This is a genomic window from Billgrantia desiderata (assembly GCF_900108215.1).
Lineage (GTDB): Bacteria > Pseudomonadota > Gammaproteobacteria > Pseudomonadales > Halomonadaceae > Halomonas > Halomonas desiderata.
The window spans coordinates 110802-136559 of record NZ_FNVC01000011.1 but is presented as its reverse complement, the minus strand read 5'-3'; the positions used below and the strand labels follow the sequence as shown (position 1 = coordinate 136559).

General features: G+C 66.0%; 25 protein-coding genes. 3 read left to right on the top strand and 22 right to left on the bottom strand.

Annotation, left to right across the window (positions count from 1 at the left end; translation table 11 throughout):
- Positions 1-83: 83 nt before the first annotated feature.
- Positions 84-833, bottom strand: a complete 750-nt coding sequence (locus C4S71_RS12030; protein ID WP_086510233.1) for an electron transfer flavoprotein subunit beta/FixA family protein — start codon at positions 831-833, stop codon at positions 84-86.
- 371 nt (positions 834-1204) lie between these two features.
- Between C4S71_RS12030 and C4S71_RS12025 the strand changes: the two genes are divergently transcribed.
- Entirely contained in the window at positions 1205-2875 is a 1671-nt protein-coding gene (locus C4S71_RS12025) for an electron transfer flavoprotein-ubiquinone oxidoreductase (protein ID WP_103969265.1), read from the top strand.
- An 89-nt stretch (positions 2876-2964) separates the two neighbouring features.
- Here the strand turns inward: C4S71_RS12025 and C4S71_RS12020 are convergent, their stop codons facing one another.
- From C4S71_RS12020 to C4S71_RS11935, 18 genes are all read right to left on the bottom strand, one after another.
- Positions 2965-4053, bottom strand: a complete 1089-nt coding sequence (locus C4S71_RS12020; protein ID WP_103969264.1) for a DegT/DnrJ/EryC1/StrS family aminotransferase — start codon at positions 4051-4053, stop codon at positions 2965-2967.
- Between the two features lie 10 nt (positions 4054-4063).
- A complete protein-coding gene (locus tag C4S71_RS12015; RefSeq protein WP_234245511.1) occupies positions 4064-5041 on the bottom strand; it encodes a Gfo/Idh/MocA family oxidoreductase in 978 nt (325 codons plus the stop codon).
- 80 nt (positions 5042-5121) lie between these two features.
- Positions 5122-5958 (bottom strand): sulfurtransferase, encoded by an 837-nt coding sequence (locus tag C4S71_RS12010; RefSeq protein ID WP_103969262.1) that lies wholly within the window; start codon positions 5956-5958, stop codon positions 5122-5124.
- A 41-nt stretch (positions 5959-5999) separates the two neighbouring features.
- Positions 6000-8207 carry an ATP-dependent helicase gene (locus tag C4S71_RS12005; protein ID WP_103969261.1) on the bottom strand — a complete coding sequence of 736 codons (2208 nt, stop codon included), beginning with the start codon at positions 8205-8207 and terminating at the stop codon, positions 6000-6002.
- Positions 8204-8761 carry a DUF1285 domain-containing protein gene (locus C4S71_RS12000; RefSeq protein ID WP_086508358.1) on the bottom strand — a complete coding sequence of 186 codons (558 nt, stop codon included), beginning with the start codon at positions 8759-8761 and terminating at the stop codon, positions 8204-8206. The genes C4S71_RS12005 and C4S71_RS12000 overlap by 4 nt, the downstream gene beginning before the upstream one ends.
- A gap of 34 nt (positions 8762-8795) precedes the next feature.
- The gene (locus tag C4S71_RS11995) at positions 8796-9641 is read right to left on the bottom strand and encodes a TatD family hydrolase (protein ID WP_103969260.1); all 846 of its coding nucleotides are present in this window, start codon (positions 9639-9641) and stop codon (positions 8796-8798) included.
- Positions 9642-9757: 116 nt separating this feature from the next.
- Positions 9758-10093, bottom strand: coding sequence for a PilZ domain-containing protein (locus C4S71_RS11990; RefSeq protein WP_086508360.1), 336 nt, complete (start codon positions 10091-10093; stop codon positions 9758-9760).
- 21 nt (positions 10094-10114) lie between these two features.
- Complete coding sequence (locus tag C4S71_RS11985) at positions 10115-11113, bottom strand: DNA polymerase III subunit delta' (protein WP_103969259.1); 999 nt, start codon at positions 11111-11113, stop codon at positions 10115-10117.
- Complete coding sequence (gene tmk / locus C4S71_RS11980; RefSeq protein WP_103969258.1) at positions 11104-11757, bottom strand: dTMP kinase; 654 nt, start codon at positions 11755-11757, stop codon at positions 11104-11106. Before tmk ends, C4S71_RS11985 begins: the two co-directional genes overlap by 10 nt.
- 53 nt (positions 11758-11810) lie before the next feature.
- Positions 11811-12815, bottom strand: a complete 1005-nt coding sequence (gene mltG / locus C4S71_RS11975) for an endolytic transglycosylase MltG (protein ID WP_103969257.1) — start codon at positions 12813-12815, stop codon at positions 11811-11813.
- A 101-nt stretch (positions 12816-12916) separates the two neighbouring features.
- The gene (gene pabC, locus C4S71_RS11970) at positions 12917-13738 is read right to left on the bottom strand and encodes an aminodeoxychorismate lyase (protein WP_103969256.1); all 822 of its coding nucleotides are present in this window, start codon (positions 13736-13738) and stop codon (positions 12917-12919) included.
- Between the two features lie 24 nt (positions 13739-13762).
- The gene (gene fabF, locus C4S71_RS11965; RefSeq protein WP_422666851.1) at positions 13763-15004 is read right to left on the bottom strand and encodes a beta-ketoacyl-ACP synthase II; all 1242 of its coding nucleotides are present in this window, start codon (positions 15002-15004) and stop codon (positions 13763-13765) included.
- Between the two features lie 188 nt (positions 15005-15192).
- On the bottom strand, positions 15193-15426 hold the full coding sequence (acpP, locus tag C4S71_RS11960; protein WP_008956801.1) for an acyl carrier protein: 234 nt from the start codon (positions 15424-15426) through the stop codon (positions 15193-15195).
- Positions 15427-15548: 122 nt separating this feature from the next.
- Positions 15549-16292: a 3-oxoacyl-ACP reductase FabG gene (fabG, locus tag C4S71_RS11955; RefSeq protein ID WP_010627957.1), complete on the bottom strand. Its 744-nt coding sequence runs from the start codon at positions 16290-16292 to the stop codon at positions 15549-15551.
- Positions 16293-16389: 97 nt separating this feature from the next.
- Positions 16390-17343, bottom strand: coding sequence for an ACP S-malonyltransferase (fabD, locus tag C4S71_RS11950; RefSeq protein WP_086508372.1), 954 nt, complete (start codon positions 17341-17343; stop codon positions 16390-16392).
- A gap of 25 nt (positions 17344-17368) precedes the next feature.
- Entirely contained in the window at positions 17369-18382 is a 1014-nt protein-coding gene (plsX, locus tag C4S71_RS11945) for a phosphate acyltransferase PlsX (RefSeq protein ID WP_086508366.1), read from the bottom strand.
- 34 nt (positions 18383-18416) lie between these two features.
- The gene (rpmF, locus tag C4S71_RS11940; protein WP_010627954.1) at positions 18417-18587 is read right to left on the bottom strand and encodes a 50S ribosomal protein L32; all 171 of its coding nucleotides are present in this window, start codon (positions 18585-18587) and stop codon (positions 18417-18419) included.
- Positions 18588-18618: 31 nt separating this feature from the next.
- The gene (locus tag C4S71_RS11935; protein ID WP_086508367.1) at positions 18619-19146 is read right to left on the bottom strand and encodes a YceD family protein; all 528 of its coding nucleotides are present in this window, start codon (positions 19144-19146) and stop codon (positions 18619-18621) included.
- A gap of 117 nt (positions 19147-19263) precedes the next feature.
- Here C4S71_RS11935 and C4S71_RS11930 point away from each other — a divergent pair, with 117 nt between their 5' ends.
- A complete protein-coding gene (locus tag C4S71_RS11930) occupies positions 19264-19860 on the top strand; it encodes a Maf family protein (protein ID WP_103969254.1) in 597 nt (198 codons plus the stop codon).
- On the opposite strand, the gene sppA is transcribed toward C4S71_RS11930, so the two are convergent.
- From sppA to C4S71_RS11915, 3 genes are read right to left on the bottom strand one after another with little or no spacing between them, the layout of a single operon-like run.
- Positions 19845-20948, bottom strand: coding sequence for a signal peptide peptidase SppA (sppA, locus tag C4S71_RS11925; protein ID WP_103969253.1), 1104 nt, complete (start codon positions 20946-20948; stop codon positions 19845-19847). The two genes, C4S71_RS11930 and sppA, sit on opposite strands and share 16 nt — an antisense overlap.
- A 19-nt stretch (positions 20949-20967) precedes the next feature.
- A complete protein-coding gene (locus C4S71_RS11920; RefSeq protein ID WP_086508370.1) occupies positions 20968-21621 on the bottom strand; it encodes an HAD family hydrolase in 654 nt (217 codons plus the stop codon).
- 44 nt (positions 21622-21665) lie between these two features.
- A complete protein-coding gene (locus tag C4S71_RS11915) occupies positions 21666-22613 on the bottom strand; it encodes an RluA family pseudouridine synthase (protein WP_086508371.1) in 948 nt (315 codons plus the stop codon).
- Positions 22614-23184: 571 nt separating this feature from the next.
- Here C4S71_RS11915 and rne point away from each other — a divergent pair.
- Positions 23185-25758: ribonuclease E (gene rne, locus C4S71_RS11910; protein WP_200825287.1), on the top strand; the 2574-nt coding region annotated here is incomplete at its 3' end.

The following is a 25758-nucleotide window of genomic DNA, read 5'->3' as shown; positions in this document are numbered from 1 at the left end:
CAGCCACCACGTGGGCGGTGGCACCGGCGAGCTGGCCGTCATGATGTTCTGCTAAAACCAGGATGCTCATGCGATCGGCTCCCTCAAATCACTTTGGCTTCGTTCTTCAACTTGTCCACGAGCTCGTCGACGGAGCCCACCTTGATGCCGCCCTTGCGCTCGGCCGGCGATTCGACCTTGAGCAGCGTGAGCTTGCTGGTCACCTCGACGCCGAGGTCGGCCGGGCTCTTGACGTCCAGCGGCTTTTTCTTGGCCTTCATGATGTCGGGCAGCTTGGCGTAGCGCGGCTCGTTGAGGCGCAGGTCGGTGGTGACGATGGCCGGCAGGGAAAGCGAAACGGTCTGCAGGCCGCCGTCGATCTCGCGGGTCACCTGCAGCTTGTCGCCTTCGACCACCACCTCGGAGGCGAAGGTGCCCTGGGGCAGGCCAGCCAGCGCGGCCAGCATCTGGCCGGTCTGGTTGTTGTCGGTGTCGATGGCCTGCTTGCCGAGAATGACCAGCCCCGGCTGCTCCTCTTCTACCACCTTGGCCAGCAGCTTGGCCGCGGCCAGCGACTCGACGCGCTCTTCGGTCTCGACATGAATGGCCCGGTCGGCGCCCAGCGCCAGCGCGGTGCGCAGCTGCTCCTGGGCGGCCTTGGGACCGATGGTCACGGCGACCACTTCGGTGGCGACCCCGCGCTCCTTCAGCCGTACCGCCTCTTCCACGGCGATCTCGCAGAAGGGGTTCATGGCCATCTTGACGTTGGTGAGGTCGACGTCGGAGTGATCCGCCTTGACGCGGATCTTGACGTTGTAGTCGATGACGCGTTTGACCGCGACGAGTACTTTCATGGTGTCCTCGCTTGGTTCGATGGGTGAACCTTTTCGTTAGGGACTCGCTGACACCCATGGCGTGCCGGGAAGATCAACGACTCCGCGATTCTGTCAGCATGCCTCAGCGCATTCCAGGGCATACCGTTTCATTCAAGCGTTTGATAGGTGCCGAATCAAAAAACCCTGCCAATGTGCCATAGCCACGACGTCGGCAACAATCCCCTTGCTGCAGGCCGAAGCGTGGAAACGTAGCACATAGGCATCGTAGGGGTATCCTGAGTCGTTTATTATGCCTATCATGGAGAATATCGAGAAGCAAACGACCGTTTTATTTTCTTTCGACGTTGGTGGTAGTCATCCGACGCCGAAGCCGAGGGAGGAACGAGTGGATGTCTGAGCAAGTAGAACGCGATTCGATGGATTTCGACGTGGTGATCGTCGGTGCCGGCCCTTCCGGGCTGTCGGCCGCCTGCCGCCTGATGCAGCAGGCGGGCGAGGCCGGTCAGGAGCTGACGGTGTGCGTGGTGGAAAAAGGCTCCGAGGTCGGCGCCCACATCCTCTCGGGCGCCGTGTTCGAGCCCCGCGCGCTGGCCGAGCTGTTCCCCGACTGGGAAGAGCGTGGCGCTCCGCTGACCACCCCCGCCACCCGCGATGAGGTCTACCTGCTCAAGGATGCCGAAAAGGCTCATAAGCTGCCCAATGCCCTGGTACCCAAGAGCATGCACAACACCGGCGGCGACATGAAGCGCTACGTGATCAGCGCCGGCAACCTGTGCCGCTGGCTGGCCGAGCAGGCCGAGGGGCTGGGCGTCGAGGTGTTCCCCGGCTTCGCTGCCCAGGAAGTGCTGCACGACGAGGACGGCACGGTACGCGGCATCCTCATCGGCGACATGGGCGTGGCCGCCGACGGCACCCCCAAGGACAGCTATACCCCGGGCATGGAGCTGCGCGCCAAGTACACCCTGTTCGCCGAAGGCGCACGCGGCCATCTGGGCAAGAGTCTGATCTCGCGCTTCAAGCTCGATGAGGGCCGCGATCCCCAGCATTACGGCATCGGCCTCAAGGAGCTGTGGGACATTCCCGCCGAGCAGCACGAACCGGGGCTGGTCCTGCACGGCTCGGGCTGGCCGCTGGCCAAGGACACCCACGGCGGCTGGTTCCTCTATCACGCCGAGAATAATCAGGTAGTGGTCGGTCTGATCATGGACCTCTCCTACCAGAATCCCTGGCTCTCGCCGTTCGACGAGTTCCAGCGCATGAAGCACCATCCGGTACTGGCCAAGCACCTCGCGGGTGGCAAGCGCGTGGCCTACGGCGCGCGGGCCATCACCAAAGGCGGCCTCAACTGCCTGCCGAAGATGACCTTTCCCGGCGGCCTGTTGATCGGCTGCGATGCCGGCACGCTCAACTTCGCCAAGATCAAGGGCCTGCATACGGCGATGAAGTCCGGCCTGGTGGCCGGCGAAGCGGTGTTCGAAGCGATTGCCGCCGGCGATGAAGGCGGCCGGGAACTGACCGCCTTCAACGAGAAGTGGGAAGCGAGCTGGGCCTACGCCGAGCTCAAGGAAACCGCCAGCTTCGGCCCGGCGATCCACAAGTACGGCACCGTGGGCGGCGGCGCCTACAACTTCGTCAATCAGCTGCTGGGTGGCAAGCTGCCCAATCTGCACGACACCACTCCGGATCATGCCGCTCTCAAGCCGGCCGCCGAGTTCGAGAAGATCGACTACCCCAAACCCGACGGCAAGCTCTCCTTCGACAAGCTCTCCTCGGTGTTCCTGTCCAACACCAACCACGAGGAGGATCAGCCGAGCCATCTGCAGCTGCTGGACCCGGAGCTCCCCATTCGCGAGAACCTGCCCAAGTACGCCGAGCCGGCCCAGCGCTACTGCCCGGCCGGGGTCTACGAGGTGGTCGAGGACGACGACGGCAAGCCGCGCTTCCAGATCAACTTCCAGAACTGCGTGCACTGCAAGACCTGCGACATCAAGGACCCGGCGCAGAACATTCGCTGGGTGGCGCCGGAGGGCGGCGGCGGGCCCAACTATCCCAATATGTAAGTGACGGCTCCGCTGCTGAGCTGCAGCCGACGAGAAGGGCGTGCCACACGGCACGCCCTTTTCTTCATTCCTTTACCTGTACCATCTCTTCAACCCAGCACTTTCACCAGCGCCTCGACCACCTGCCGCTGCTGCCCCGCCTCGAGGTAGGGGTGCATCGGAAGACTCAGAATCTCCTGACATACCGTCTCGGTGACCGGCAGGCTGCAGTCGAGATCGGCCACGGCGGGCTGATGGTTGAGCGGTAGCGGATAATGCACCGCCGTGGGGATCCCGCTGTCGGCAAGCTTCGCCTGAACGTCGTCGCGTCGCGGTACGCGAATGCTGTACTGCGCATGCACGCTGGTGTTGCCGGGCGCCAGGCAAGGCGCGTCGACGACGCCGGTCTCGGCCAGCAGCGCAGCGTAGCGCTCGGCCACCTGCTGTCGGAGCGTCACCTCCTCGTCGAACAGCTCGAGCTTGGCCAGCAGGATGGCAGCCTGGAGGGTATCCAGGCGACTGTTCATGCCAACCCGGGTGTGATGATAACGGCGCGCTTCGCCATGACGGGCAACGAGGCGCACCTTCTCGGCAAGCTCGCCGTCGTCGGTGAACACCGCACCGCCGTCGCCGTAGGCGCCCAGCGGTTTGCTGGGGAAAAAGCTGGTGCAGGCAATATGCGACAGCCCGCAGGAGCGTCGTCCGTGACGGGTGGCGCCGAAGCTCTGCGCAGCATCCTCCACCACCGCCAGGCCATGCTGACGGGCCAGCGCCCCGATGGCTTCCATGTCGGCGCACTGGCCGAACATCGAGACCGGCATGATGGCACGGGTGCGCGGGGTGATCGCCGCCTCGACAGCCTCGGGATCGATCAGATAGGTGTAGAGATCGATATCGACGAAGACCGGCCTGGCGCCGGCCAGCACCACGCTCTCGGCGCTGGCGATGAAGGTGAAGCCGGGTACGATCACTTCGTCCCCCGCTCCGATATCGAGCGCCATCAGAGCGATCTGCAACGCATCGGTGCCGTTGGCACAGCCGATGCAGTGTGGCACGCCGACATAGTCGGCCAGGCGACGCTCCAGCTCGGCCACTTCCGGCCCCATGACGTAGCGGCCATGAGCCAGTACGCCCTGAATGGCAGCATCCAGTCGAGGTTTGATGCGCGCCTGCTGCGCGGCAAGATCGATGAAGTTCACAGGCAGCCCCTCACCCCTGTGCCGTTGCACCGGCCGCACGGGCCGGGACGATACGGGAAAGCTGGGGATGGGCCTCGCCTTCTCTCGGTGCCTCCGGAGTCGCCTGGCCCAGCTGATAGACGGTCTCCAGGCAGTGCCGGACGGTCTCGATGCCGAAGCCGCGGCCGGAAAGGATCTCGCGGTAACTCACGGTGTGCAGGTCGGTGAAGCCGCTGGAGAACTCGAACTCCTCGCCGTCGCAGCTGATGCTGCGATAGGTGGAGTGCTGACCGCGCACGCGTTCGGGCAGATCCTCGGCGTCGATGGAGAGGAACCAGCGCACCTTGGCCTTCTCGTATTCGAGATAGCCGGCGGCCTTGTGCTCGTCATGGTAGTGCAGCACCATGCGCTTCAGCTCGCCGAAGATCACGTGCAGCATGTCGAAGAAGTGGATGCCGATCTCTGCCATCACACCGAACGACTTGCGCGGATCGCCCTTCCAACTGGCCAGGTACCACGGGCCCCGTGCGGTGATGTAGGTCAGCTCGACCTCGTACTGACCGTCGCGCTGCTCGGCGATCACCTTGTCCCTGAGCTCGTGAATGGCCGGGTGGTGGCGCAGTTGCATGATGCTGTAGACGCGACGCCCGGTCTCCTCTTCGACGCAGCGCAATTCGTCGAGCTGGGCCGGGGTCGAGACCAGGGGTTTCTCGCAGATCACGTCACAGCCGAGATGCAACCCGGCCGTGATGTGTGCGCTATGGAAGTGATTGGGTGAGCAGACCACCCAGTAGTCGACCGCCCTGTCGCCCTGCCGCTTGAGCCGCCACGCATGTTCGAGAAAGTATTCGAACTGGGTAAAGAACGAGCAGTCGGTCGAGATCGAGTCGATGATGCCGACCGAATCGTTGAGGTCGTAGGCCGCCACCAGGTCATGTCCCGTATCCTTGATCGCCTGCATATGGCGAGGCGCGATATATCCCGCAGCGCCGATGAGAGCAAAATTCATGTTGTTCTCTCCCCAGATTTCCATTCTGTGTCATCTCCATTGAACCAGCGGCTGACGGTACATGCCAGCCGCGGGGGGATTCAAGCGTTCCCTCTTCCTGAGCGTGCCACCGGCCGGGACGGATCGCGAACCCACTCGCTCCAGGAGCCCGCATAGAGTCGTGGCAGGGTACGTCCGGCAACGGCATAGGCAAGGATGTTGTGGCAGGCAGTAACCCCGGAACCGCAGTAGGCCACGATGGCCTCGGCCCTCGGCAGCTCGGCCTCCAGCGCCTCTGGCGCCTTGAAGCGGCCGGTGTCGGCGAGATTGGCGGCACTGGGACGGCACACTGCCCCGGGAATGTGGCCGGCGACCGGATCGATGGGCTCCGCTTCGCCGCGATAGCGCTCCTCGCTGCGGGCGTCCACCTTGAGCTCGCGCCCCGAAAACACCTCGTCGGCGGCGATACGTGCGCTGTCGTCGAAGATTGGTTGCCACTGGCTCGGCTCGGGCAGCGGCTCCTGGCCAAGCACCAGCTCACCGCCCGCCTCCTGCCAGGCCTTCAGCCCACCGTCGAGCACACGCACGTCGGGGTGCCCGGCCCAGATGGCCAGCATCCACCACGCCCGCGACGCCGCCAGCTGTCCGCCCATGTCGTCGAGTACCACGACGGGGCGCTGCGGGGTCACACCCAGGCGCCGCAGGGTGGCGGCAAAGTCATCGGCAGACGGCAAGGGATGTCGACCGCCGGCGCCAGGCTCGGCCGCCAGGTCACGATCGAGGTCGAGATGTAGACTGCCCGGCACGTGGCCTGCCTCCCACAGGCGGCGACCGGCATCGAGATCACCCAGTCTTGCGCGACAGTCGAATACCTGCGGTGCTCCTTCCTGTTCCAGCGCTTGCACCAGCTCCGTGGCGGTGATCAGTACCTGTCTCATGCATGTTCTCCTTGGGCCAGCTAGCGCTCCTTGGGAGCCAACTAGGAAGTGGCGGCCTCGGCAGCCAATATCTCGATGGGAGCGCGGCACGCCAGCAGCCGGCGCCGGCCGGCCTGTATGAAGTTTACCTCGATTACAGGATCGTCTGGATTGCCCTCCACCACCACTACCTCACCCTCGCCGAACACCGCATGGCGAAGCCGCAGCCCGGGGCGATAACGCTGAACCGCATAGCCGGCGGTGGGCTCGGCCAGTGTGGGCTCACGTGGCACCAGCGCTATCTCGTCTCGCCCCAGGGCAGCGAGATAACGCGATACCAGGTCGGGCGACGTCACGCCGAGCGGAGCCGACGTCTCCTGCGCTGCCGCCAGCCGGGCAGCGACCTGCCGGCATTCCAGCCACTGCGTCTCGCCGATGAAACGGCTGGGGCGATGGTCACCGCTGTCGTGCAGCAGCAGCAGATGCTCCCGCGCCCGGGTCACGGCCACGTAGAACAGCCGCCGCTCCTCTTCCAGCCGCTCCGCCGACAAGGGGTTGTCGCGACTGTAATGAGGAAAGTCCTCCTCGTTGACGCCGGCCACCATGACCAGCGGCCATTCGAGCCCCTTGGCCCCGTGCACGGTGGTGATCAGGACGCCGTCGTCGCGATTCTCGACGGGCCGCTCGAGCAGCTCGATGAAGGCCTCGATATCCGAGGTCTCCCCTGCCTGCTCCACCAGCACGTCGAGCAGGCGCACGTCCTCTTCGCCCTTCTCGCGCCTTGCGGCGGCTCGCTTGAGCACCTTTTCGGCATCCAGCGCATCGACCACATGCGCCAGCAGCCGGGCCGGGGGCCAGGCACCGAGACGCGGCAGCTCGCACAGCAGCGTCCAGCGCCGCTTGAGGTTGCGCCGCTGCATCGGCTTGAGTCCGGCCAGCAGGGGATCGTCCCGCTCGGGGTACTGCTGCGTATGGGCCAGGCGCTGGGCCAGCGCCGCCAGACGTTCGCGGGCCACGAAGGGGGTCGGCTGCTCCAACAAGCGCAACAGATGGCCCGGGTCGTGCAGCAGCGCCGGCGTTTGCGAAAGCCGCAGGTAGCCGGCCAGCGCCTGCACCAGCGGCAGGCGAAAGACGAAGCGATCCTCGCGGGCCAGGCGGAACGGAATGCCGGCCTGCAGCAGTTGCAGTTGCACGGGCACCGACAGCGCCCAGCTGCGCACCAGCAGGCATGCCTCGCTCAGCGCCCTGCCGCCCTGCCGCCAACGCTCCAGGGTCGCCAACAGCGCTGCCTTGCCCTGCTCGACGGCAATCTCGGTGACCGGGTTGTCGGGAGCGGCCAGACACAGCTGGTCGGGCCTTCGCCGGTTGGCGGCGATGGCATGGTTGGCCAGCAGCGCCAGCGAGTGGCCATGGCGGAAGGTGGTCGAGAGCGGATAGTCGGTCGCCGCGCCGAAGGTAGCGCTGAAGTGCTCGCGCATGGTATCGGGATGCGCGCCACGCCATTCGTAGATGCACTGGTTGGCATCGCCCACGGCCATGACGTCCGCGCTGCGCCCCGCCAGCAGGGCCAACAGGCGCAACTGGGCCTGATTGATGTCCTGATACTCGTCGACGATCGCCTGGTCGAGATAGCCCACCACCCTTCCGACCAGGGCGGAGTCGGTTTCCAACGCCCGCAGCGGACGGTAGAGCAGGTCGGAGTAGGTCATCAGGCCATGCTCGGCGAGCAGCGCCTCGAGACGCTCGAAAGCTGCGGCGAAGTGCTCGCAGCCCTCGTCGAGGTCGAGCCGCTCGAGCAGCGTGGCGGCAGGAAGCATCTCGGCCTTGACCAGGCCGCAGAAGTGCGCCAACGCCTCCAGGGTATCGCCCTCGAGGGCCATGTCACGCCGCTCGCCGTCCTCCAGCACCTCCAGGGTCGCCTGGCGCAGCAGACGCTCCACCTGCCAGTCGGCGGAAATCAATCGGCGTGGGGCCAGCGCGCCCCAGCGGGTCAGGCTCTGGGTCAGGCGGTGGCCGAGGGAGTGGAAGGTACGTACGTCGGGCAGACGCTGACCGGTGGGTGCCATCTCGATCAGCCTGCGCTGGAAGTCCTCGCGCGCCGAGCGGTTGAACATCAGCACCAGGATGCGCTGCGCCGGTACGCCCTGCTCCAGCAGGTGCAGCACGCGAGCGACCAGCGTGGTCGTCTTGCCGGCGCCCGCCACCGCCGATACCCTGGCGTGTCCGGCGCCGTGTTCGACGACGGCACGCTGCTCCGCGGTCAGCCTCACGAGGCCTCGGCGGGCAGTTCGCCCAGAGGCTGCCAGCACCCGGCACTGGTCAGGCCGAGCTCGGTGCTGCCGTCGCTCCTGGGGCGCTGTTCGGCAGCTTCCACCAGACGGTAATAGACGTTGCGCCCGAGGCGCGCCGCGAGACCGAAGCGCACCGGCACTTCGGGCACCTGGGCACCCTCGGGGGTGGCACTGAGTCTCAGCCGATGCGTTTCATCCAGCCGCAGGCGGTCGCCGGCATGAGTGGTCAGCCACCAGCAGCCCGCGGCCTCGTCGTAGTCGGCATCCACCACCACGAAGGGGCGGTCGACCACGCGAATGCGCTGCTTTTCCACCGGCGTGACCAGATAGTATTCGCCATCCTCCTCACGCCGCAGCAGCGTCGAGAGCAGGCGAACCAGGCGCGGCCGTGTCATTTCACTGCCTTCATGGAACCAGCGCCCGTCGGCGGCGATCTCCAGGTCCATGTCGCCTGCCTGCCCCGGCTGCCAGCGCTCCAGCGGGGGAATGGCGCCATCGGGCTCGACGTGATTGAGCAGTGGGTCCAGGTTCATACGCCCCCCTTCGACATGAAGCTCCCTCTTCCTGCTACACCAGGCCGGCTCGGGCCAGGATGTCGCGCGTCTCGTCGCTGGGCTCGGGCGCCGCACCACGGAACAGGCGGTAGAAGTTGGCCGTGGTCTGCATGGCGACCTCCTCGACGCTGATGCCCCGCGCTTCGGCGATGCATTCGGCGACCTCCACCACCCAGGCCGGTTCGTTGGGCTTGCCGCGATACGGCACCGGCGCCAGGTAGGGGCTGTCGGTCTCGATCAGCAGTCGGTCCAGGGGTACCCGGCGCGCCACTTCACGCAGCGATTCGGCGTTGCGGAAGGTGACGATACCCGACAGCGAGATGTAGAAGCCGTGGCGCACCGCCTCCCGTGCCATCTCGAGATCCTCGGTGAAGCAGTGCAGCACCCCGCCGATGGCCGGATCGCTGTGCTCGCGTATCAGTTCCAGCGTCTCCTCGCGGGCGTCGCGGGTATGCACGATCACTGGCAGTTCGAGTTCGGTGGCGGCCACCAGCTGACGCCGGAAGCGCTCGCGCTGCACTTCCCGCGACGGCACCCGCTCCGGGGTCTTGTCGAGATAATGATAGTCCAGACCGCACTCGCCGATGGCCACCGCGCCGAAGTGCTCCGCGGCCTCCTTGATGGTATCGATCTCCGGCTCGCGCTCCAGCAGATGCAGCGGATGCACGCCGGCGGAGATCGCCACGTCGTCGTGCTCGCGGGCAATGGCGGCGAGAGTCGGCATGTCATCGAGCGTGACGGCAACGGCGAGGAACTGGCCTACGTCACGGGCCCGAGCGGCGGCCAGGGCGTCGGCAAGGTTGCCGTTGTGGGTAGCGGGGTCGAGGCGGTCCAGGTGACAGTGGGAATCCACGAACATGCGGTGTCAAACTCATCCAGTGAATGGCAGGAGCGATTGGCTATTGCGCCAGCTGTAGCGCTTGCGGCGAGCCCACGCGGCAGTAGTCGGGCTTGACCGTCGAGCACGACGGTCTGCTAAAGCGTATAGCTCGACGACCCCTTGTCCAGTTGCCCGGCCAGCAGCGTCTCGATACGGTCGCGCACGACATGATCCTCGGGGCTGAAGTGGATGCCGATCCCCGGCACCCGTCTTCCCGCCACGCCGTCGGGCGATACCCACACGACCTGACCGGTCACCGGCACCCGCTCGCTTTCGCCGGGCAGGGTCAGCAGCAGGTAGACTTCCTGGCCCAGCTCGTAGCGCTCGCGCGTGGGTACGAAGATGCCGCCCCGTTCGAGCAGCGGCATATAGGCGGAGAGCAGGGTCTGCTCGTCCTGAATGGTCAGCGACAGGGCCTTCTGCGGTGCCATGTGTCTCTCCCTTACCCTGCTTCACGAGCGCAGCAGGGTCGACCAGCGTACCAGCCAGGCCTCGAGGACCAGCTGGGGGTTGGGGTTGCCGCCCGCCGCCAGCAGGCGGCGCTGCTCCCGGGCGAAATCCAGCAGCCGGAACCAGTCCTGCACCCGGGCATTCTTGACCGCCTGACGGTAGAGCGGAAGGAGATCGGGATTGCGCACTGCCGCCGACTCCCCCGACAGGCCCAGGCGAATCAAGTCTTCGAGCCAGGCAATACCGTACCATAGTATCGACTCGAGGGACTGGCGGTCGAGACGGGCTGCCTCCGCTACCGGCTCGGCACCACGCACCAGGGCATCGAAGGTCTCGTGCAGCTGTTTGCGCAGCGCGCGTGAGTCAGGAGTGGCCAGCTCCGCGGCTAGCAGCGGCAAGCCTCCCGCTACCTGTAGCCAGAACTCCGCTTCATCACGCCCCCCCAGCGACTTGGCCAGCCACTCGATGCTCTGCTCGTGCTCGGGCAGCGGCAGACTCCAGTGCTGACAGCGGGAGCGAATGGTGGCCAGCATGCGCGAGGGGACGTCGGCCAGCAGCAAGAACTGGGTGCGCGCGCCCGGCTCCTCCAGGCTCTTGAGCAGCGCATTGGCCGCCGCCACGTTCATCGCCTCCGCCGGTGAGAGCACGATCACCCGGTGGCCGCCCTGCTGGGCCGTCTGGGAGACGAAGGCATTGACCTCACGGATCGGATCGATACGGATCTGCCGCTTGCCCTCCTCCGGTGAAACGCGCAGCAGATCGGGATGATAGCCGGCAGCCAGCATATGACAGCCATGACACCGGCCACAGGCCGTCTCGCCCGGCGAGGCACACAGCAGGTAGCCGAGCAGCGCCTCGGCGAAGCGCTGCTTGCCGACACCGCGAGGCCCCGAGAGCAGCATGGCGTGGGGCAGCCGCCCACTGCGATGCAGCGCGAGGAACTGCTGCCACAGCGGAGCATGCCAGGGCAGCAGCGATGTCGCCGGGTCGCTCACAGCCATGCGCTCACTCTCGCTTCCAGGCAGGCCGAGAGACGCGCCTGCACGGTGTCGAGGGGCGCATCGGCATCGATCACTGCCATGCGCTGGGGTGCCGCGGCGGCCCGCGCCAGGTAGGCTTGGCGTACGGCCTCGAAGAACGAGGCCTGCTCCTGTTCGAAGCGATCGCGACTGTCGCCGCTGGCCGTCAGACGCCCTTGCAAGCGCCGCTGCGCAGCGGCGACGGGCATGTCGAGCAGCAGGGTCAGATCGGGCTCGAGGCCACGCTGGACGAAGCGCTCCAGCTCGGCGATACGATCCGGCTCGATGCCACGTCCGCCGCCCTGATAGGCAAAGGTGGCATCGGTGAAGCGGTCGCACAGCACCCAGGCACCGCGCTCGAGCGCAGGGCGAATGCGCTGGGCCAGGTGCTGGGCGCGGGCGGCGAACACCAGCAGCAGTTCGGCATCGGCATCGAGAGGTTCGTCGGCCTGCGGCGAGAGCAGCAGCTCCCGCATGGCCTCGGCCCGTGGCGTACCGCCCGGCTCGCGAGTGCGCACGACCTCGACGCCGCGCGCCACCAGCCACTGGGCCACCCATTCGAGGTTGGTCGACTTGCCGACGCCCTCGCCGCCTTCCAGGGTGATGAAACGTCCACGCTGTCGCATTGGGGGCTCCTGTGCCGCCTGCCGTGCTCCGCTCTGCATAGCGCAATCGCTGCTCAGCGATTGCGGATGTAGCGGTTCACGGCATTGTTGTGTTCACGCAGCGTACGTGAAAAGTGGTGGGTGCCATCGCCACGCGAAACGAAATAGTAGGTGTCGCCGGGCAGCGGGTCGACGGCAGCCTCCAGCGAGGCGCGGCCGGGCATGGCGATGGGCGTCGGCGGCAGCCCGTTGATCACGTAGGTGTTGTAGGGCGTGGCTTCCTGCAGGTCCGCCCGGGTGATACGCCCCTCATAGCGTTCGCCCATGCCGTAGATCACGGTGGGGTCGGTCTGCAGGCGCATGCCGGTTTGCATGCGCCGCTTGAATACCCCGGCGATCTCGCGTCGCTCCTCGGGAGCACCGGTCTCGCGCTCGATCAGCGAGGCCATGATCAACGCCTCGTAGGGCGACTCGATGGTCAGGTCGTCGCTGCGACCTTCCCACACCTCTTCCAGCACCTGCTCCATGCGTGCTAGCGCCTGCCGCAGTATATCGAGATCGCTCATGCCCTTGTGGTAGCGATAGGTGTCGGGAAAGAACCAGCCCTCTGGGTGGCGTCCCTCGCGCTCCAACAGCGCCATGACCTCCTCGTCGCTGAGGCCCTGGGTGAGATTCTCCAGCTTGGGAGCGGCATCGAGACGAGCGCGCATCTGACGGAAGGTCCACCCTTCCGGGATCGTCAACGGATAGGTCACGACCCGGTCGCTGCCGAGCAGTTCGATCAGCTCACGCCCGCTCATGCCCGGCTCGAGCAGATACTCGCCGCTGCGCAGCCGCGGGATCGCCTCCGGTTCGAGACGGGTCAACAGGCGAAAGGCCCATTCGTCCTCGATCACGCCGCGCGCCGCCAGGTCCGTCACTACCCGGTTGTAGCCCGCGCCTCGCGGCACTTCGTAGAGCGTGTTCTCTTCCACCGCAATGGGCGCCTCGAGGCGGCTTTCCCAATAGCGATAGCCGGCAAATGCCGCCACGGCCGCCACTACCAGCAGAACCAGCAAAAATTTCAGCAAACGCAGCATGCGCTTTCCTCGCTACCTACCTGTCTTGATATGCAAAGCGCAGCCCGGAGACTGCATGGGTATCGCCTGCGCGCCCCGTTCGGCAGCACCAGCGGCATGCCTCAACGAGTGGGAGCGGTGGGATAGCCCAGCAGTGCATGGGCCTCGCCCTGCAACCCTCGATGAGCGTCACCGAGAAGCCATTGCCGCAGCGGATTGCCATCGGCGTCGTCCAACCGCGCCACCGGCCAGAGCCCCTGAACCGAATTGCCGAGCCACACCGCCTCGGCATCCTCCAGCACCTGCGGCCCCACTGAGACCTCTGCAATGGACAAACGCTGCATCAGCGCCGCGCGCAGCGTTCCCGCCACGCCGCAGGCGTTCAATTGCGGCGTTTCCAGTCGCCCCTGGCGCAACCAGAACAGGTTCATGCTGGTGGCCTCGACCAGCCGGCCCTGGCTGTCGCAGAGCAGCCCCTCGGCAACGTCGGCATCGTTCCACTCGCGGCGAGCCATCACGTTCTCGAGCCGGTTGAGATGCTTGATTCCGGCCAGCAGCGGCTGCATGCCCAACCGCAGCCGACAGTGGCGAACCCTCACGCCATCCCACCAGCGTCGTGGCTGGGGCGTGAAATCGGTGGCCTGCCACAGCAGCCGCGGCTCAGGCTCAGCGGGCGTCTGGTAGCCACGTCCGCCCCCGCCTCGGGTCACGATCAGCTTGAGTACCTTCAGTCCCGGCCCGGTCTGGGCCGGCAACATGTCGAGCGTGCCGGACGCGGGCATGGGAATGCCGAGCCGGCGACAGCCCTCGGCCAGCCGCTGCATGTGTTGCGGCCACAGCAGCGGCATCCCGTCCCTCACCAGCACCGTCTCGAACACCCCGTCGCCATAGGCGAGGCCGCGGTCGTCGATCGGCACCCATGCCTCTGCTTGCGGCCGGGTCATGTCACTCGCTCGAGACGCCCCGGCTCAGCGCAGCCGAGAGAAGACCAGAGTGCCGTTGGTGCCACCGAAGCCGAACGAATTCGACAGCGCCACGTCGATCTTCCGCTCGCGTGCCGTGTGCGGCACGTAATCCAGGTCGCAGCCTTCCTGCGGGTTGTCCAGGTTGATCGTCGGCGGCGCTACCTGATCGCGGATGGCCAGGATGCAGAACACCGCTTCGACGGCACCGGCCGCACCCAGCAGGTGGCCGATCATCGACTTGGTGGAGCTCACCGCGACACCATCGGCCGCCGCCCCCATCACCTTCCTGATGGCCCGACTCTCGGCCAGATCCCCTGCCGGAGTCGAGGTGCCGTGGGCATTGATGTAGTCGACCGCCGAAGGGTCGATACCGGCATCGCGGATGGCGTTGCGCATGGAGAGCGCCGCCCCGCTGCCGTCCTCCGGCGGTGCCGTCATGTGGAAGGCGTCGTCGCTCATGCCGAAACCGGTCAGCTCGGCGTAGATGCGGGCGCCGCGCGCCTTGGCATGCTCGTACTCCTCGAGTACCAGGATGCCGGCCCCGTCGGAGAGCACGAAGCCGTCGCGATCGCGATCCCAGGGACGGCTGGCGGCCTGCGGGTCGTCGTTGCGGGTCGACAGGGCGCGAGCCGCGGAGAACCCACCCAGCCCCAGCGGAGTGGTGGCCATCTCGGCTCCACCGCAGATCATTACGTCGGCGTCGCCATAGGCGATGGTGCGCGCGCTATAGCCGATATTGTGGGTACCGGTGGTACAGGCCGTGGTGATGGCAATGTTCGGACCCTTGAAGCCATGCTGGATGGCCAGGTTGCCGGAAATCATGTTGATGATCGAGCCGGGCACGAAGAACGGCGACACGCGACGCGCCCCACCCTTGTTGAGGGCATTGTGGTTCTGTTCGATCATCGGCAGACCGCCGATGCCGGAGCCGACGGCCACGCCGATACGCTCGGCGTTCTCGTCGGTACACTCGATACCGGCATCGCTGATGGCCTGAGCGCCTGCTGCCACCCCGTACTGGATGAACAGGTCCATCTTGCGCGCATCCTTGGGATTCAGGTACGGGCTGATGTCGAAGTTCTTGACCGAGCCACCGAAGCGGGTGTTGAAGCTGCTGGCATCGAAATGCTCGATGGGAGCAATGCCGCTCTTGCCGGCCAGGATGTTTTCCCAGCTCTCCTTGACCGTGTTGCCCACCGGCGTGACCAGCCCCAGCCCGGTCACCACAACTCTACGAGCCATCAGTATTCCTCCCAGACAACCTTGATGACACGACCCTTCCGCAGGTCGTCTTTGCGCGCATTATACCGGACATGCTCACTGCTTGGGCAGCGCGGCCTTTACGTAAAGCAAAAGCCGCCCTGGGACTCAGGACGGCTTTCCAGGGCCTTGAGAACGGCCCTACACCTCAGCAAGCGGCGACTAGCGCATCCTCACTGATGGGCGTTGACGTAATCGATGGCTTCCTGAACGGTGGTGATCTTCTCGGCTTCCTCATCGGGAATTTCGGTATCGAATTCCTCTTCGAGCGCCATGACCAGCTCGACGGTATCCAGGGAATCAGCGCCAAGGTCCTCGGTGAAGGAGGAGCTGTTCTGGATATCCTCTTCCTTGACGTTCAGGCGCTCGGCCACAACCTTCTTCACGCGCTCTTCGATGGTGCTCATTTTATACGTACTCCAGTCGTTCAAGTTAGCCGTTCAGATGACCAGCCATTGGTCCGCAAACTCAAGCTGCGGGTAGTTTATAGACCCCCCCCTGTCGGCGCAACCGCCGACCGGCAGGAGCTTCAACGCATGTTCATGCCGCCGTTGACCTGCAGCGTTTCACCGGTAATGTAGCCGGCGCCCTCGCTTGTCAGAAAGCCGACGGCAGCGGCAATTTCCTCGGGCTCGCCCAGGCGCGCCAGAGGGATTTGCGTCATCAACGCCTGATGCTGCTCTTCGGGCAGAGCGCTGGTCATGTCGGTGGCGATGAAGCCCGGCGCCACCGCATTGACGGTGATGGCCCGGGACGCCACTTCACGCGCCAGCGCACGGGTGAACCCCTCCATGCCCGCCTTGGCGGCAGCATAGTTGGTCTGGCCGAGATTGCCCATGGTCGCCACCACCGAGCTGATGCTGACGATACGGCCGAAACGGGCCTTGGTCATGCCGCGCAGACACGCCTTGGTGACGCGATAGACCGACTTGAGGTTGGTATCGAGAACCGAGTCCCACTCCTCTTCCTTCATGCGCATCAGCAGATTGTCGCGGGTGATGCCGGCATTGTTGATCAGAATGGTGGGCGCACCGAACTCCTCGGTGATCGCTTTCACCAGCGCATCGACACTGGCCTGATCGGTGACGTCCAGGGCTCTGCCGGCCCCCTCGATACCATGGGCGCGAAGATCCTCATCGATCTTGGCAGCGCCGGACTCGGTGGTTGCCGTTCCGATCACCACGCGCCCCTGACGGCCGAGCTCATGGGCGATGGCCCGACCGATGCCACGACTGGCGCCGGTCACCAGGGCGATTCTGCGTTCGCTGGTCATAACCTGTTCCCGCTCCGAATGCTGTTGAATCCTGGGGCTCCTGCCCCTGCTTGTCGTTCAGGCCGCTTCTCCGCCGGCCTTCGGTTTCGCGCAGCCTTTACTGCCCGAGCGTCTCGCGCGCCAGGCCGAGCGCCGCCTCGAGGCTGTCGGGATCGTTCACCGCCAGCCCCTTGCTGCTCTTGGCGATGCGCTTGCCCAGCCCGGTCAGCACCTTGCCCGGACCGCACTCGATGAAGACCTCGGCGCCACCCGCCACCATCGCCTCGACGCAAGAGGTCCAGCGCACCGGCTGATAGAGCTGCTCGACAAGACGCGTGCGCAGGGTCTCGACATCGGCATGCGCCTGGGCATCGACGTTCTGATACACGGTGTAGCGCGGCGCACGCATGTCGAGGTCGGCCATGGCTGCCTTGAGGCGCTCCGCCGCCGGACGCATCAGATCGCAGTGCGAGGGTACGGAAACCGGCAGCGGCATGGCACGCTTGGCGCCCGCCTCCTGGCACAGGGCAATGGCGCGTTCGACGGCCGCCTTGTCACCGGCGATCACCACCTGCCCCGGGGAATTGTAGTTCACGGCCGCCACCACCTCATTTTGCGCCGCTTCGGCACAGGCGGTTTCAACGATGGCATCGTCGAGGCCGAGAATGGCGGCCATCGCCCCCCGCCCGGCCGGCACCGCCTCCTGCATCGCTTCGCCACGCAGACGCACCAGACGCACACCGTCGGCGAAGCTCATCACACCGGCGCAGACCATGGCACTGTACTCACCCAGGCTATGACCGGCCATGGCACCGGGGCGAGGCCCCTCCAGCTCCTGCCAGACACGCCAGATGGCAACGCTGGCCGTCAGCAGTGCAGGCTGGGTGCAGGCGGTGGCATTGAGCGCCTCATCCGGCCCCTCCTGGACCACCTTCCACAGGTCATAGCCCAGCGCGTCGGCGGCCTCCTCGAAGGTCGTCCGTACCACGCTGTAGCGTTCGGCCAGCTCCCGCAGCATGCCTACCTGCTGGGAGCCTTGCCCGGGAAAGACGAGGGCAAGGGGTTGAGTCATGTCGTTCACCATTTGTTGAGTGCTGTCAGTTGCGACCGCCCAACTCGAGAGCGAGTCGGGCGGGCAGGTCTCGACTGACCTCCTGCGCGGCCCGCAGCACAGCATAGGAAAAGCCGGTGGCATCGGCACTGCCATGGCTCTTGATCACAATGCCATCGAGCCCCAGCAGGCTGGCGCCATTGTAACGCACCGGATCCAGCTCGCTCTTCAGCCGACGCAACGCCGGCCTCGCCAGCATTCCGACCAGGCGACTGCTCCAATGCGAGTCGAAGGTCGCCTGTACCCTTTCGATCAGCATGCGCGCCAGGCCTTCGCTGGCCTTGAGCACCGCATTGCCGACGAAACCATCGCATACCACCACATCGGCCAAGCCGGCGAAGATGCCGTCGCCCTCGACAAAGCCGATATAGTTCAACGCGTCGACTTCGGCCAGCAGCGCATCCGCCTCGCGCACTGCGTTGCTGCCCTTGGTCCCCTCGCTACCGACGTTGAGCAGCGCCACCCGCGGTGCGGCGATGCCATCCACATGGCGCGCCATCACTTCGCCCATACGTGCGAAGTCCACCAGCCGCCCCGCAGAGACATCGACATTGGCCCCCAGGTCCAGCAGATAGCAGCGCCCGTCGCCGCGCGTGGGTATGGCGGTGCAGATGGCCGGACGCGGAATGTCCGCCACGGTGCCCAGTTCGCGCCTGGCCAGCGCCATCAGCGCACCGGTGTTGCCGGCACTGACACCGGCCACGGAGCCCCGGGCAGCTACGTGCTTCAGCATCATCGCCATGCTCGTCTCGCCGCCGCGCCGAAGCGCGTCGGTGGGACGCTGGTCCTGTCGAATCAGGCTCGGTGCATGATGAACGGACAGATGCGAACCGGCCGCAGCAAGATGCCGCGGCAGGTTCTTGAGCTCGTCTGACAGTCGGTCGCCCGGTCCGAACAGATCGGCCTGCAATCCAGGCCTCGCCAGCACGGCGGCAGCCGCCCCCTGTACGGCGGCGGCAGGGCCTGCATCTCCGCCCATCGTATCGATGGCAATCCGCACGTTCAGGTGCCGATGGTCATCGAGGCGGATCGACTTAGACGTCGACTACCTTGCGACCGCGGTAGAAACCGTCGGGGGAGACGTGGTGACGCAGGTGAGTGGTGCCGGTTTCCTTGTCCTGGGACAGGGTCGGTGCGCTCAGGGCGTCATGGCTGCGACGCATGCCGCGCTTGGAACGAGTCTTACGATTCTGTTGAACTGCCATGGGTGTCACTCCGAAGTGAGACGATAAACAATCAGGATTTGTCCTTGAGGCGGCGCAGCACCTCGAAAGGACTCGCGGGAGCAGGCTCGTTCTCCACGAGCTCCTCGCCGCTGCTCAGCTGGTCGCGCGAGACACGGCAATGCGCCTCGTCGTGGTAAACCACCTGGGGCAGACTGAGGATCAACTCATCCTCCACCACCTCCAGCAGGTTCAGCTGTTCGTTTTCCACCAGCACCGGCTCGTGGGTGCTCGGCAGCTCTGCCGCCAGCGCATCGCTCGAGACCATTCCCAGCAGGAACTCGCTCTCGACGCGCTGAGGCATCGGCTCCAGGCAGCGCCGGCAGGGCAGCTGCAGCTCGGCCTCGAGACGGCCGCGAATCTCACGGCGCCCCTGGGCATCGATGCCGAAGTCGAGCCACACCTGGCAGTCGCCCGCCTGCTCGCCCACCTGGGCGGCAAGACGCTCGAACTGGTCGAGCGCCATCAGCCCCGAGAGGCTTTCGGCACGAGCGGCGAGCCGGTAGGGCTCGACCTTGTTGGGAAGTCGTGAGGTCAACATAGGCGCGCAATGATAGGCACTCCCCATGCCCCTGTCAAAGACGCCATGTCAGCGAGTTACAATACCCCTCTCTTCGAGCCCGCCAAAGGTTCGCATCATCTACTGCAGGAGCGCACCATGCCACGACTCGTCCTCGCCTCCGGCTCCCCCTGGCGCCGCCAACTGCTCGATCGCCTGGGCCTGCCCTATGCGTGGGTCAGCCCCGACGTCGACGAAACGCCACGCGCCGGTGAAACGCCGGAAGCGCTGGTGCACCGCCTGGCACTGGCCAAGGCCAGCCACGTGGCCGAACGGTACTCCGACCATCTCATCATCGGCTCGGATCAGGTCGCCGTGTTCGGCGGCGAGATACTCGGCAAGCCAGGCGACGAAGCCACGGCCCGCGCCCAGCTCGCGCGCTTTTCCGGTCAACGCGTGACCTTCCTCACCGGCCTGGCCCTGATCGACACCCGCCGGGCGAGCCACCGGGTCTGTCATGAGCGCTATGACGTGGTGTTCAGGCGCCTCGGCGATGACGAGATCGCCCGCTACGTGGAGCGCGAGCGCCCGCTGGACAGCGCCGGCAGCTTTCGCATGGAGGGGCTGGGCGTCGCCCTGTTCGAGAAACTCGAGGGCGACGACCCCAACACCCTCATCGGCCTGCCGCTGATTCGTCTGTGTGCCCTGCTGCGCGAAGCGGGCCTCGACCCATTGGGCGATCAGGGCAGCTGGTAGCGCACCGGCGAACGGCTGGCGGGCACACCCATCCATTCGGCGGCGACCCGGCCGAACTGACGGGTCAGCCGCTCGAAGGGATCCAGCCGCGGCGTGTAGTCGTGCAGGCGCACCTCGCCGAACAGCTCGCGACTCAGGGCGTCGAGGCTGCCGATCCCGTCGATGAGACCCAGCTCATACGCCTGCTGACCGCTCCAGATCAGTCCGCTGAAGAGCCGCTCGTCCTCCACCAGACGATCGCCCCGGCCCAGCCGCACCGCCTCGATGAACTGGCCATGGGTGGTATCCATCACCGTCTGCCAGAACTCGCGCTCCTCCGGTCGCACCGGCGAGAAGGGGTCGAGGAAGCCCTTGTTCTCACCGCTGACGAAGATGCGCCGTTCAATCCCGAGGTTGTCGATCGCCTCCTCGAAGCCGAAGCTGGCGAAAATGACGCCGATCGATCCCACCAGGCTGGCCGGCGCGGCAATGATCTCATCGGCCGCTGCCGCCATGTAGTAGGCACCGCTGGCGCCGACGTCCTCGATCACCGCGATGATCGGTTTGTCGCCCTCTTCGCGCAGCCGCATGATCTCCTGGTAGACACGCTGGGACTGCACCGGGCTGCCGCCCGGACTGTCGATGTGCAGCACCACGGCAGCGGCATTGTCGGCATCCCAGGCACGGTTGAGCCCTTCGATGATGCGCTCGGCGCTGGCCGGGGACTCACCGTCGATCACGCCGCGCACGGTCACCACGCCCAGGTGCTGTCGCTCGGGCTCGCGCACGCCAGTACCGAACAGGCTGTAGAAGCTGGTGGCCAGCGAGGCCAGGATCAGCGCGGCAAAGAAGAAGCGAAAGAACAGCTTCCAGCGCCGCGAACGACGTTGCTCCGTCAGCACGCCGCCGATCCAGCGATCGAGCATCTCCTGCTGTGCCAGGCGCTGCCGCTCACGCAGCACCTCGGCACTTTCGGCAGGCGGCGCCGGCTTCTCGGTCTTGGCCTGACGCAGCTCGCGCGCCTGCTCGGGGGTCAGCTGCGGCCCTTCGGTCCAGCGATCTTCTCGCTCCGGGCGCTTGTCGTCGTCTTGCCGCTTGTCGTCGCTCATTGACTCTTCTTCCTTTTCATCACTCGCGATTCAGCCAGTCGAACAGTTCGCCTACCGTCCCGGCAGTATAGACAGGGCGACTCGCCGCCAACCGTCCCGGGTCATGCACACCCCAGGTGACGGCGACCCGATCCATGCCCAGGGCGCGCGCCATCTCCAGGTCGTACTCGGTATCCCCCACCATCACGGCCTCCTCCACGGGCATGCCCAGCTCCACCAGCAGCTCCTCGAGCATTTGCGGGTGCGGCTTGGAGCGGGTCTCGTCCGCCGTGCGACTGGCGTGGAACCAGCTGCCGCTGTCACTTTCGCGAAAGACCCGGTCGAGCCCTCGCCGGCTCTTGCCGGTCGCCACGGCCAGCCGTCGCTCGTGCCGCTCACGCAGCGTGGCAATGCCGGACTCGACGCCGTCGAAGAAGGCCATCGGCGTGCCATCGGCCTCGACGAAATAGTGCACGTAGCGACTACGCAGCAGCTCGAAGCGCTCGGCATCGATCCCCGGACACAGGCGATCGATGGCCTCGGGAAGCCCCAGGCCGATGATATCGCGCACCGCCGCCGCCTCGAGATGGCCCCAGCCGGCATCGCGGGCCGCCGCCTGCATGCTGGAAACGATTCGGGCAGCGGAATCCATCAGGGTTCCGTCCCAGTCGAAGATCACCAGTCGGTAACGCATGACAACTCCGCTTCAGATATCGATGAGACCAGGACGAGATGTGCTCAACGGGAGTCGCGAGCGCGGGACAGCACCGCCTCGAGCTCCTCCGGCAGGGGCGCACGAATCTGCACCGGCCGGCCGCTGCTCGGCTCGGGGAAGGTCAGCGACTCGGCGTGCAGGAACAGCCGCGACAGGCCCAACTGGCGTGCCAGTGCCTCACCCTCACGCGAGCCGTACTTGTCGTCACCCAGCAGCGGGAAGCCTGCATGCGCGGCGTGCACGCGTATCTGATGAGTCCGCCCGGTGACCGGTTCGGCTTCGATCAGGGTCGCCTTGGGAAACGTCTCGCGCACGGCAAAGCGGGTGCGCGCCACCTTGCCCGCCGCATCCACCCGCACCCGGCGCTCGCCGTTGCCGGCATCGTAGCGGTCGAGTCGAGCACTGACGAATTCGCGCCGGGCCGGCCAGCGCCCCGCCACCAGCGCCAGGTAGCGCTTGTCCATCTTATGGCCCTTGAGCGCCTCGTTGAGGGCAAGCAGCGCCGGACGCGACTTGGCCAGCAGCAGGCAGCCCGAGGTGTCGCGGTCGAGGCGGTGCACCAGCTCGAGGAAATCGAGATCCTCGCGCACCTGGCGCAGAGCCTCGATCAGGCCGATCTTGACCCCGCTGCCGCCGTGCACGGGAAGCCCGGCGGGCTTGTTGAGCACCAGCCAGCCCGGGCCTTCCACCAGCACGCTGCCGGCCAGCAGGTTGCGCAGACCCTCGCTGACCTGCTTGACCGCCTCGCGCGGGGCCAGCTTCAGCGGCGGGATACGCACCACATCGCCCGGCTGCAGGCGGTAATCGGCCTTGACCCGCTTCTTGTTGACCCGCACCTCGCCCTTGCGCACGATGCGGTAGACCAAGGTTCGCGGCACGCCTTTCAGGCGCGTTATCAGAAAGTTGTCGACCCGCTGGCCCGACTGCCCTTCACCCACTTCCACCCACTGTACGTCGCGACCTTCGGCCATGACACTCCTGCTGAAAATCCGTTGTGAGCCAGCATTCTAACGTACTCGGCGATGCGCTGCGCCAATTGCTGCGAATTGCCATTACTGCTATATTGCCAGCTCGCTCGGATGGATCCCTTCGGTCCCATGGCGCCTGCACGACAGACACGCAGGCCGGAGCGACGAAATCGGGCCGCGACGATCCCTGAACATGGGTCCCGCCGCCGACGAGTGATAGACGCATGAATTTGCAGCAATACAAGTAATGACGCCACGCCCGGATCCCGGCTCGCATCAGTCACAGGCGAGCGGTGGCCACGGGAATCGTTCAACATCGTGCCGGTGGCCGGCGTTGGCGAATCGATGAATGCCAGGTGTCTGGCGGTGACCGCAGGGCCGGATGGGAGTAGCCCCACCGAGACATGTCCTGCCTCCGCCGCGTACTCAACATGATCATGTCGTGCTGGGCCCTTCCGGTGCCGGTACGATCGGGCGCCACTGTGCATCCGCGACATGCGCTGAGCACAAGCACGCAGCACCCAGAGGTTCGCCTTCTTCGATGCCCCCCGGCGCGTCCAGATTGCGAGACAACATGAAACGGATGCTCATCAATGCGACCCAGCCGGAAGAGCTGCGTGTTGCGCTGGTCGATGGACAACGCCTGTACGACCTGGACATCGAATCCGGTGCCCGGGAGCAAAAGAAAGCCAACATCTACCGCGGCAAGATTACCCGTGTAGAACCCTCTCTCGAAGCCGCCTTCGTCGACTTCGGCGCCGATCGTCACGGCTTCCTCCCCCTCAAGGAAATTTCCCGCGAGTACTTCCTGAAGGAAGCCTCGGGGCGCCCCAGCATCAAGGAAGTTCTCAAGGAAGGCCAGGAAGTCATCGTCCAGGTCGACAAGGAGGAGCGCGGCAACAAGGGCGCGGCGCTGACCACCTTCATCAGCCTGGCCGGTCGCTTTCTCGTACTGATGCCCAACAACCCCCGCGCCGGTGGCATTTCGCGTCGCATCGAGGGCGACGAGCGTACCCAACTCAAGGAGGCCATGGGCCAGCTCACCGTGCCGGAGAAGATGGGTGTGATCGTACGCACCGCCGGCATCGGCCGCAGCTCCGAAGAGCTGCAGTGGGATCTCGACTATCTCGTGCAGGTGTGGGAGTCGATCACCGAGGAGGCCGGCAAACGCCCCGCCCCCTTCCTGATCTATCGCGAATCGAACGTGATCATCCGCGCCATGCGCGACTACCTGCGCCAGGACATCGGCGAGGTGCTGATCGACAGCCCCCAAGTGCACCAGGAAGCCCTGACCTTCATTCGCCAGGTCATGCCTTCCTACCAGCAGAAGATCAAGCTCTACGCCGATGAAGTACCGCTGTTCTCGCGCTTCCAGATCGAATCGCAGATCGAGACCGCTTACGAGCGTGAAGTGAAGCTGCCCTCCGGCGGCTCCATCGTCATCGACCATACCGAAGCGCTGGTTTCCATCGACATCAACTCGGCGCGCGCCACCCGCGGCAGCGACATCGAGGAAACCGCGCTGCAGACCAACCTCGAGGCGGCCGACGAGATCGCCCGCCAGTTGCGCCTGCGTGACATCGGCGGCCTGGTGGTGATCGACTTCATCGACATGAGCCCGGCGCGCAACCAGCGCGAGGTCGAGAATCGCATGCGCGATGCGCTCAAGCTCGACCGTGCCCGGGTGCAGATCGGCCGCATCTCGCGCTTCGGCCTGATGGAGATGTCGCGCCAGCGCCTGCGGCCGTCACTGGGCGAGACCAGCGGCGTGGTCTGCCCGCGCTGCAACGGCCAGGGCACCATTCGCGACGTGCGCTCGCTGTCGCTGTCGATCATGCGCCTGATCGAAGAAGAGGCGATGAAGGAACGCAGCGCCCAGATTCGCGCCATCCTGCCGGTACCGGTGGCCACCTATCTGCTCAACGAGAAGCGCGCCGTCCTGTCGGACATCGAGAAGCGTCAGGGCGTCCGCGTACTGGTCCTGCCCAACCCCGATATGGACACCCCGCACTACGACGTGCAGCGCCTGCGCGACGACCATATCGAGGAGGAAGGCGATCAGGACAAGTCCAGCTTCGAGCTGTCGGTCGAAACGGACATCGGCAAGGAGCCGGACATGAGCATCGCCAAGCCGGTTGCCCGCTCCGAGGCAGCCGTCAAGACGGTGATACACAACGAGCCGGCGCCGGCCTCGCTGCAACAGGAGCCGGCTGCGAAACCATCTGCCGCTCCTGCCGCCGCACCTGCTGCCGCACCCGCTGTCGGCGTGCTCGGCCGTCTGTTCAAGGGCGTGACCAAGCTGCTCGGCGGCACCGAGAGCGACACCGCCACGACGACGGAATCACGCAAGCCGACCACACCGCCGCCCCCCGCCCGCAGCGGCGATGACGAGCGTGGCGAGCGCAACGGTCGTCAGCGTCGCCGTTCGCGCAGCGAGGGACAGGACGAGCCTCGCGGTCAGCGCGGGCAGCCTCGCCAGCAGGCTGGCGAGAGCGCCCGCGCCGAAGGCCGTCAGGACGCTCGCCAGGAGAGCGCTGCCGGTCGCGGTGAAGGCCGTGGCGAAGGTCGCGGCGAAGGCCGCGGTGAAGGTCGCGGCGAAGGCCGTGGCGGACGCGGCCGCGGTCAGGCACGCAGCGACAAGCCGCAGACCGACGAAGCACGCCAAGGCAAGCCGCGTGGCCGTGACGACGCCTCCCGCAGGCAGAAGGCAGAGCCCCAGGAGAAGCCGGTCGAGCAGGCTGCAGAGCCGGTCGACGACGGCAAGCCCAAGCGCACGCGCAACAACCCGCGCAACCGCTCGCGCCAGCACGCCATCAATCCTCAGGCCGAAGCCGAGCAGAAGCGTCTGCAGGCCGAGGCGCCCGAGCAGAAGGATGAAGCCGGTGCGGAGCAGGCCAAGGCAGAAACGCCCAAGCCGACCGACAAGCCGGTGGAGAAACCCGTCGAGCCGGTGAAGGCCCAGGCACCTGAAGCCAAAGCACCTGAAGCCAAAGCACCTGAAACCCAGGAGCAGAACGCCCAGGCGCCCAAGGCAGAAGCACCCAAGGCCGATGCCCCCAAGCCGACCGACAAGCCGGCGGAGAAACCCGCCGAGCCGGTGAAGGCCCAGGCACCTGAAGCCAAAGCACCTGAAGCCAAAGCACCTGAA

Bases quoted from the DNA above. Each gene is read 5' to 3' on its own strand.
- C4S71_RS11935 (WP_086508367.1), bottom strand. From the start codon at position 19,146: ATGTTGACCTCACGACTTCCCAACAAGGTCGAGCCCTACCGGCTCGCC.
- C4S71_RS11930 (WP_103969254.1), top strand. From the start codon at position 19,264: ATGCCACGACTCGTCCTCGCCTCCGGCTCCCCCTGGCGCCGCCAACTG.
- mltG (WP_103969257.1), bottom strand. From the start codon at position 12,815: ATGCTGCGTTTGCTGAAATTTTTGCTGGTTCTGCTGGTAGTGGCGGCC.
- acpP (WP_008956801.1), bottom strand. From the start codon at position 15,426: ATGAGCACCATCGAAGAGCGCGTGAAGAAGGTTGTGGCCGAGCGCCTG.
- C4S71_RS11990 (WP_086508360.1), bottom strand. From the start codon at position 10,093: ATGGCACCGCAGAAGGCCCTGTCGCTGACCATTCAGGACGAGCAGACC.
- C4S71_RS12010 (WP_103969262.1), bottom strand. From the start codon at position 5,958: ATGAGACAGGTACTGATCACCGCCACGGAGCTGGTGCAAGCGCTGGAA.
- sppA (WP_103969253.1), bottom strand. From the start codon at position 20,948: ATGAGCGACGACAAGCGGCAAGACGACGACAAGCGCCCGGAGCGAGAA.
- C4S71_RS12015 (WP_234245511.1), bottom strand. From the start codon at position 5,041: ATGAATTTTGCTCTCATCGGCGCTGCGGGATATATCGCGCCTCGCCAT.
- C4S71_RS11915 (WP_086508371.1), bottom strand. From the start codon at position 22,613: ATGGCCGAAGGTCGCGACGTACAGTGGGTGGAAGTGGGTGAAGGGCAG.
- fabD (WP_086508372.1), bottom strand. From the start codon at position 17,343: ATGACTCAACCCCTTGCCCTCGTCTTTCCCGGGCAAGGCTCCCAGCAG.
- rpmF (WP_010627954.1), bottom strand. From the start codon at position 18,587: ATGGCAGTTCAACAGAATCGTAAGACTCGTTCCAAGCGCGGCATGCGT.
- tmk (WP_103969258.1), bottom strand. From the start codon at position 11,757: ATGCGACAGCGTGGACGTTTCATCACCCTGGAAGGCGGCGAGGGCGTC.
- C4S71_RS12030 (WP_086510233.1), bottom strand. From the start codon at position 833: ATGAAAGTACTCGTCGCGGTCAAACGCGTCATCGACTACAACGTCAAG.
- pabC (WP_103969256.1), bottom strand. From the start codon at position 13,738: ATGACCCGGCCGCAAGCAGAGGCATGGGTGCCGATCGACGACCGCGGC.
- C4S71_RS11995 (WP_103969260.1), bottom strand. From the start codon at position 9,641: ATGTTCGTGGATTCCCACTGTCACCTGGACCGCCTCGACCCCGCTACC.
- C4S71_RS12025 (WP_103969265.1), top strand. From the start codon at position 1,205: ATGTCTGAGCAAGTAGAACGCGATTCGATGGATTTCGACGTGGTGATC.
- C4S71_RS11920 (WP_086508370.1), bottom strand. From the start codon at position 21,621: ATGCGTTACCGACTGGTGATCTTCGACTGGGACGGAACCCTGATGGAT.
- C4S71_RS12000 (WP_086508358.1), bottom strand. From the start codon at position 8,761: ATGAACCTGGACCCACTGCTCAATCACGTCGAGCCCGATGGCGCCATT.
- C4S71_RS11985 (WP_103969259.1), bottom strand. From the start codon at position 11,113: ATGGCTGTGAGCGACCCGGCGACATCGCTGCTGCCCTGGCATGCTCCG.
- fabG (WP_010627957.1), bottom strand. From the start codon at position 16,292: ATGACCAGCGAACGCAGAATCGCCCTGGTGACCGGCGCCAGTCGTGGC.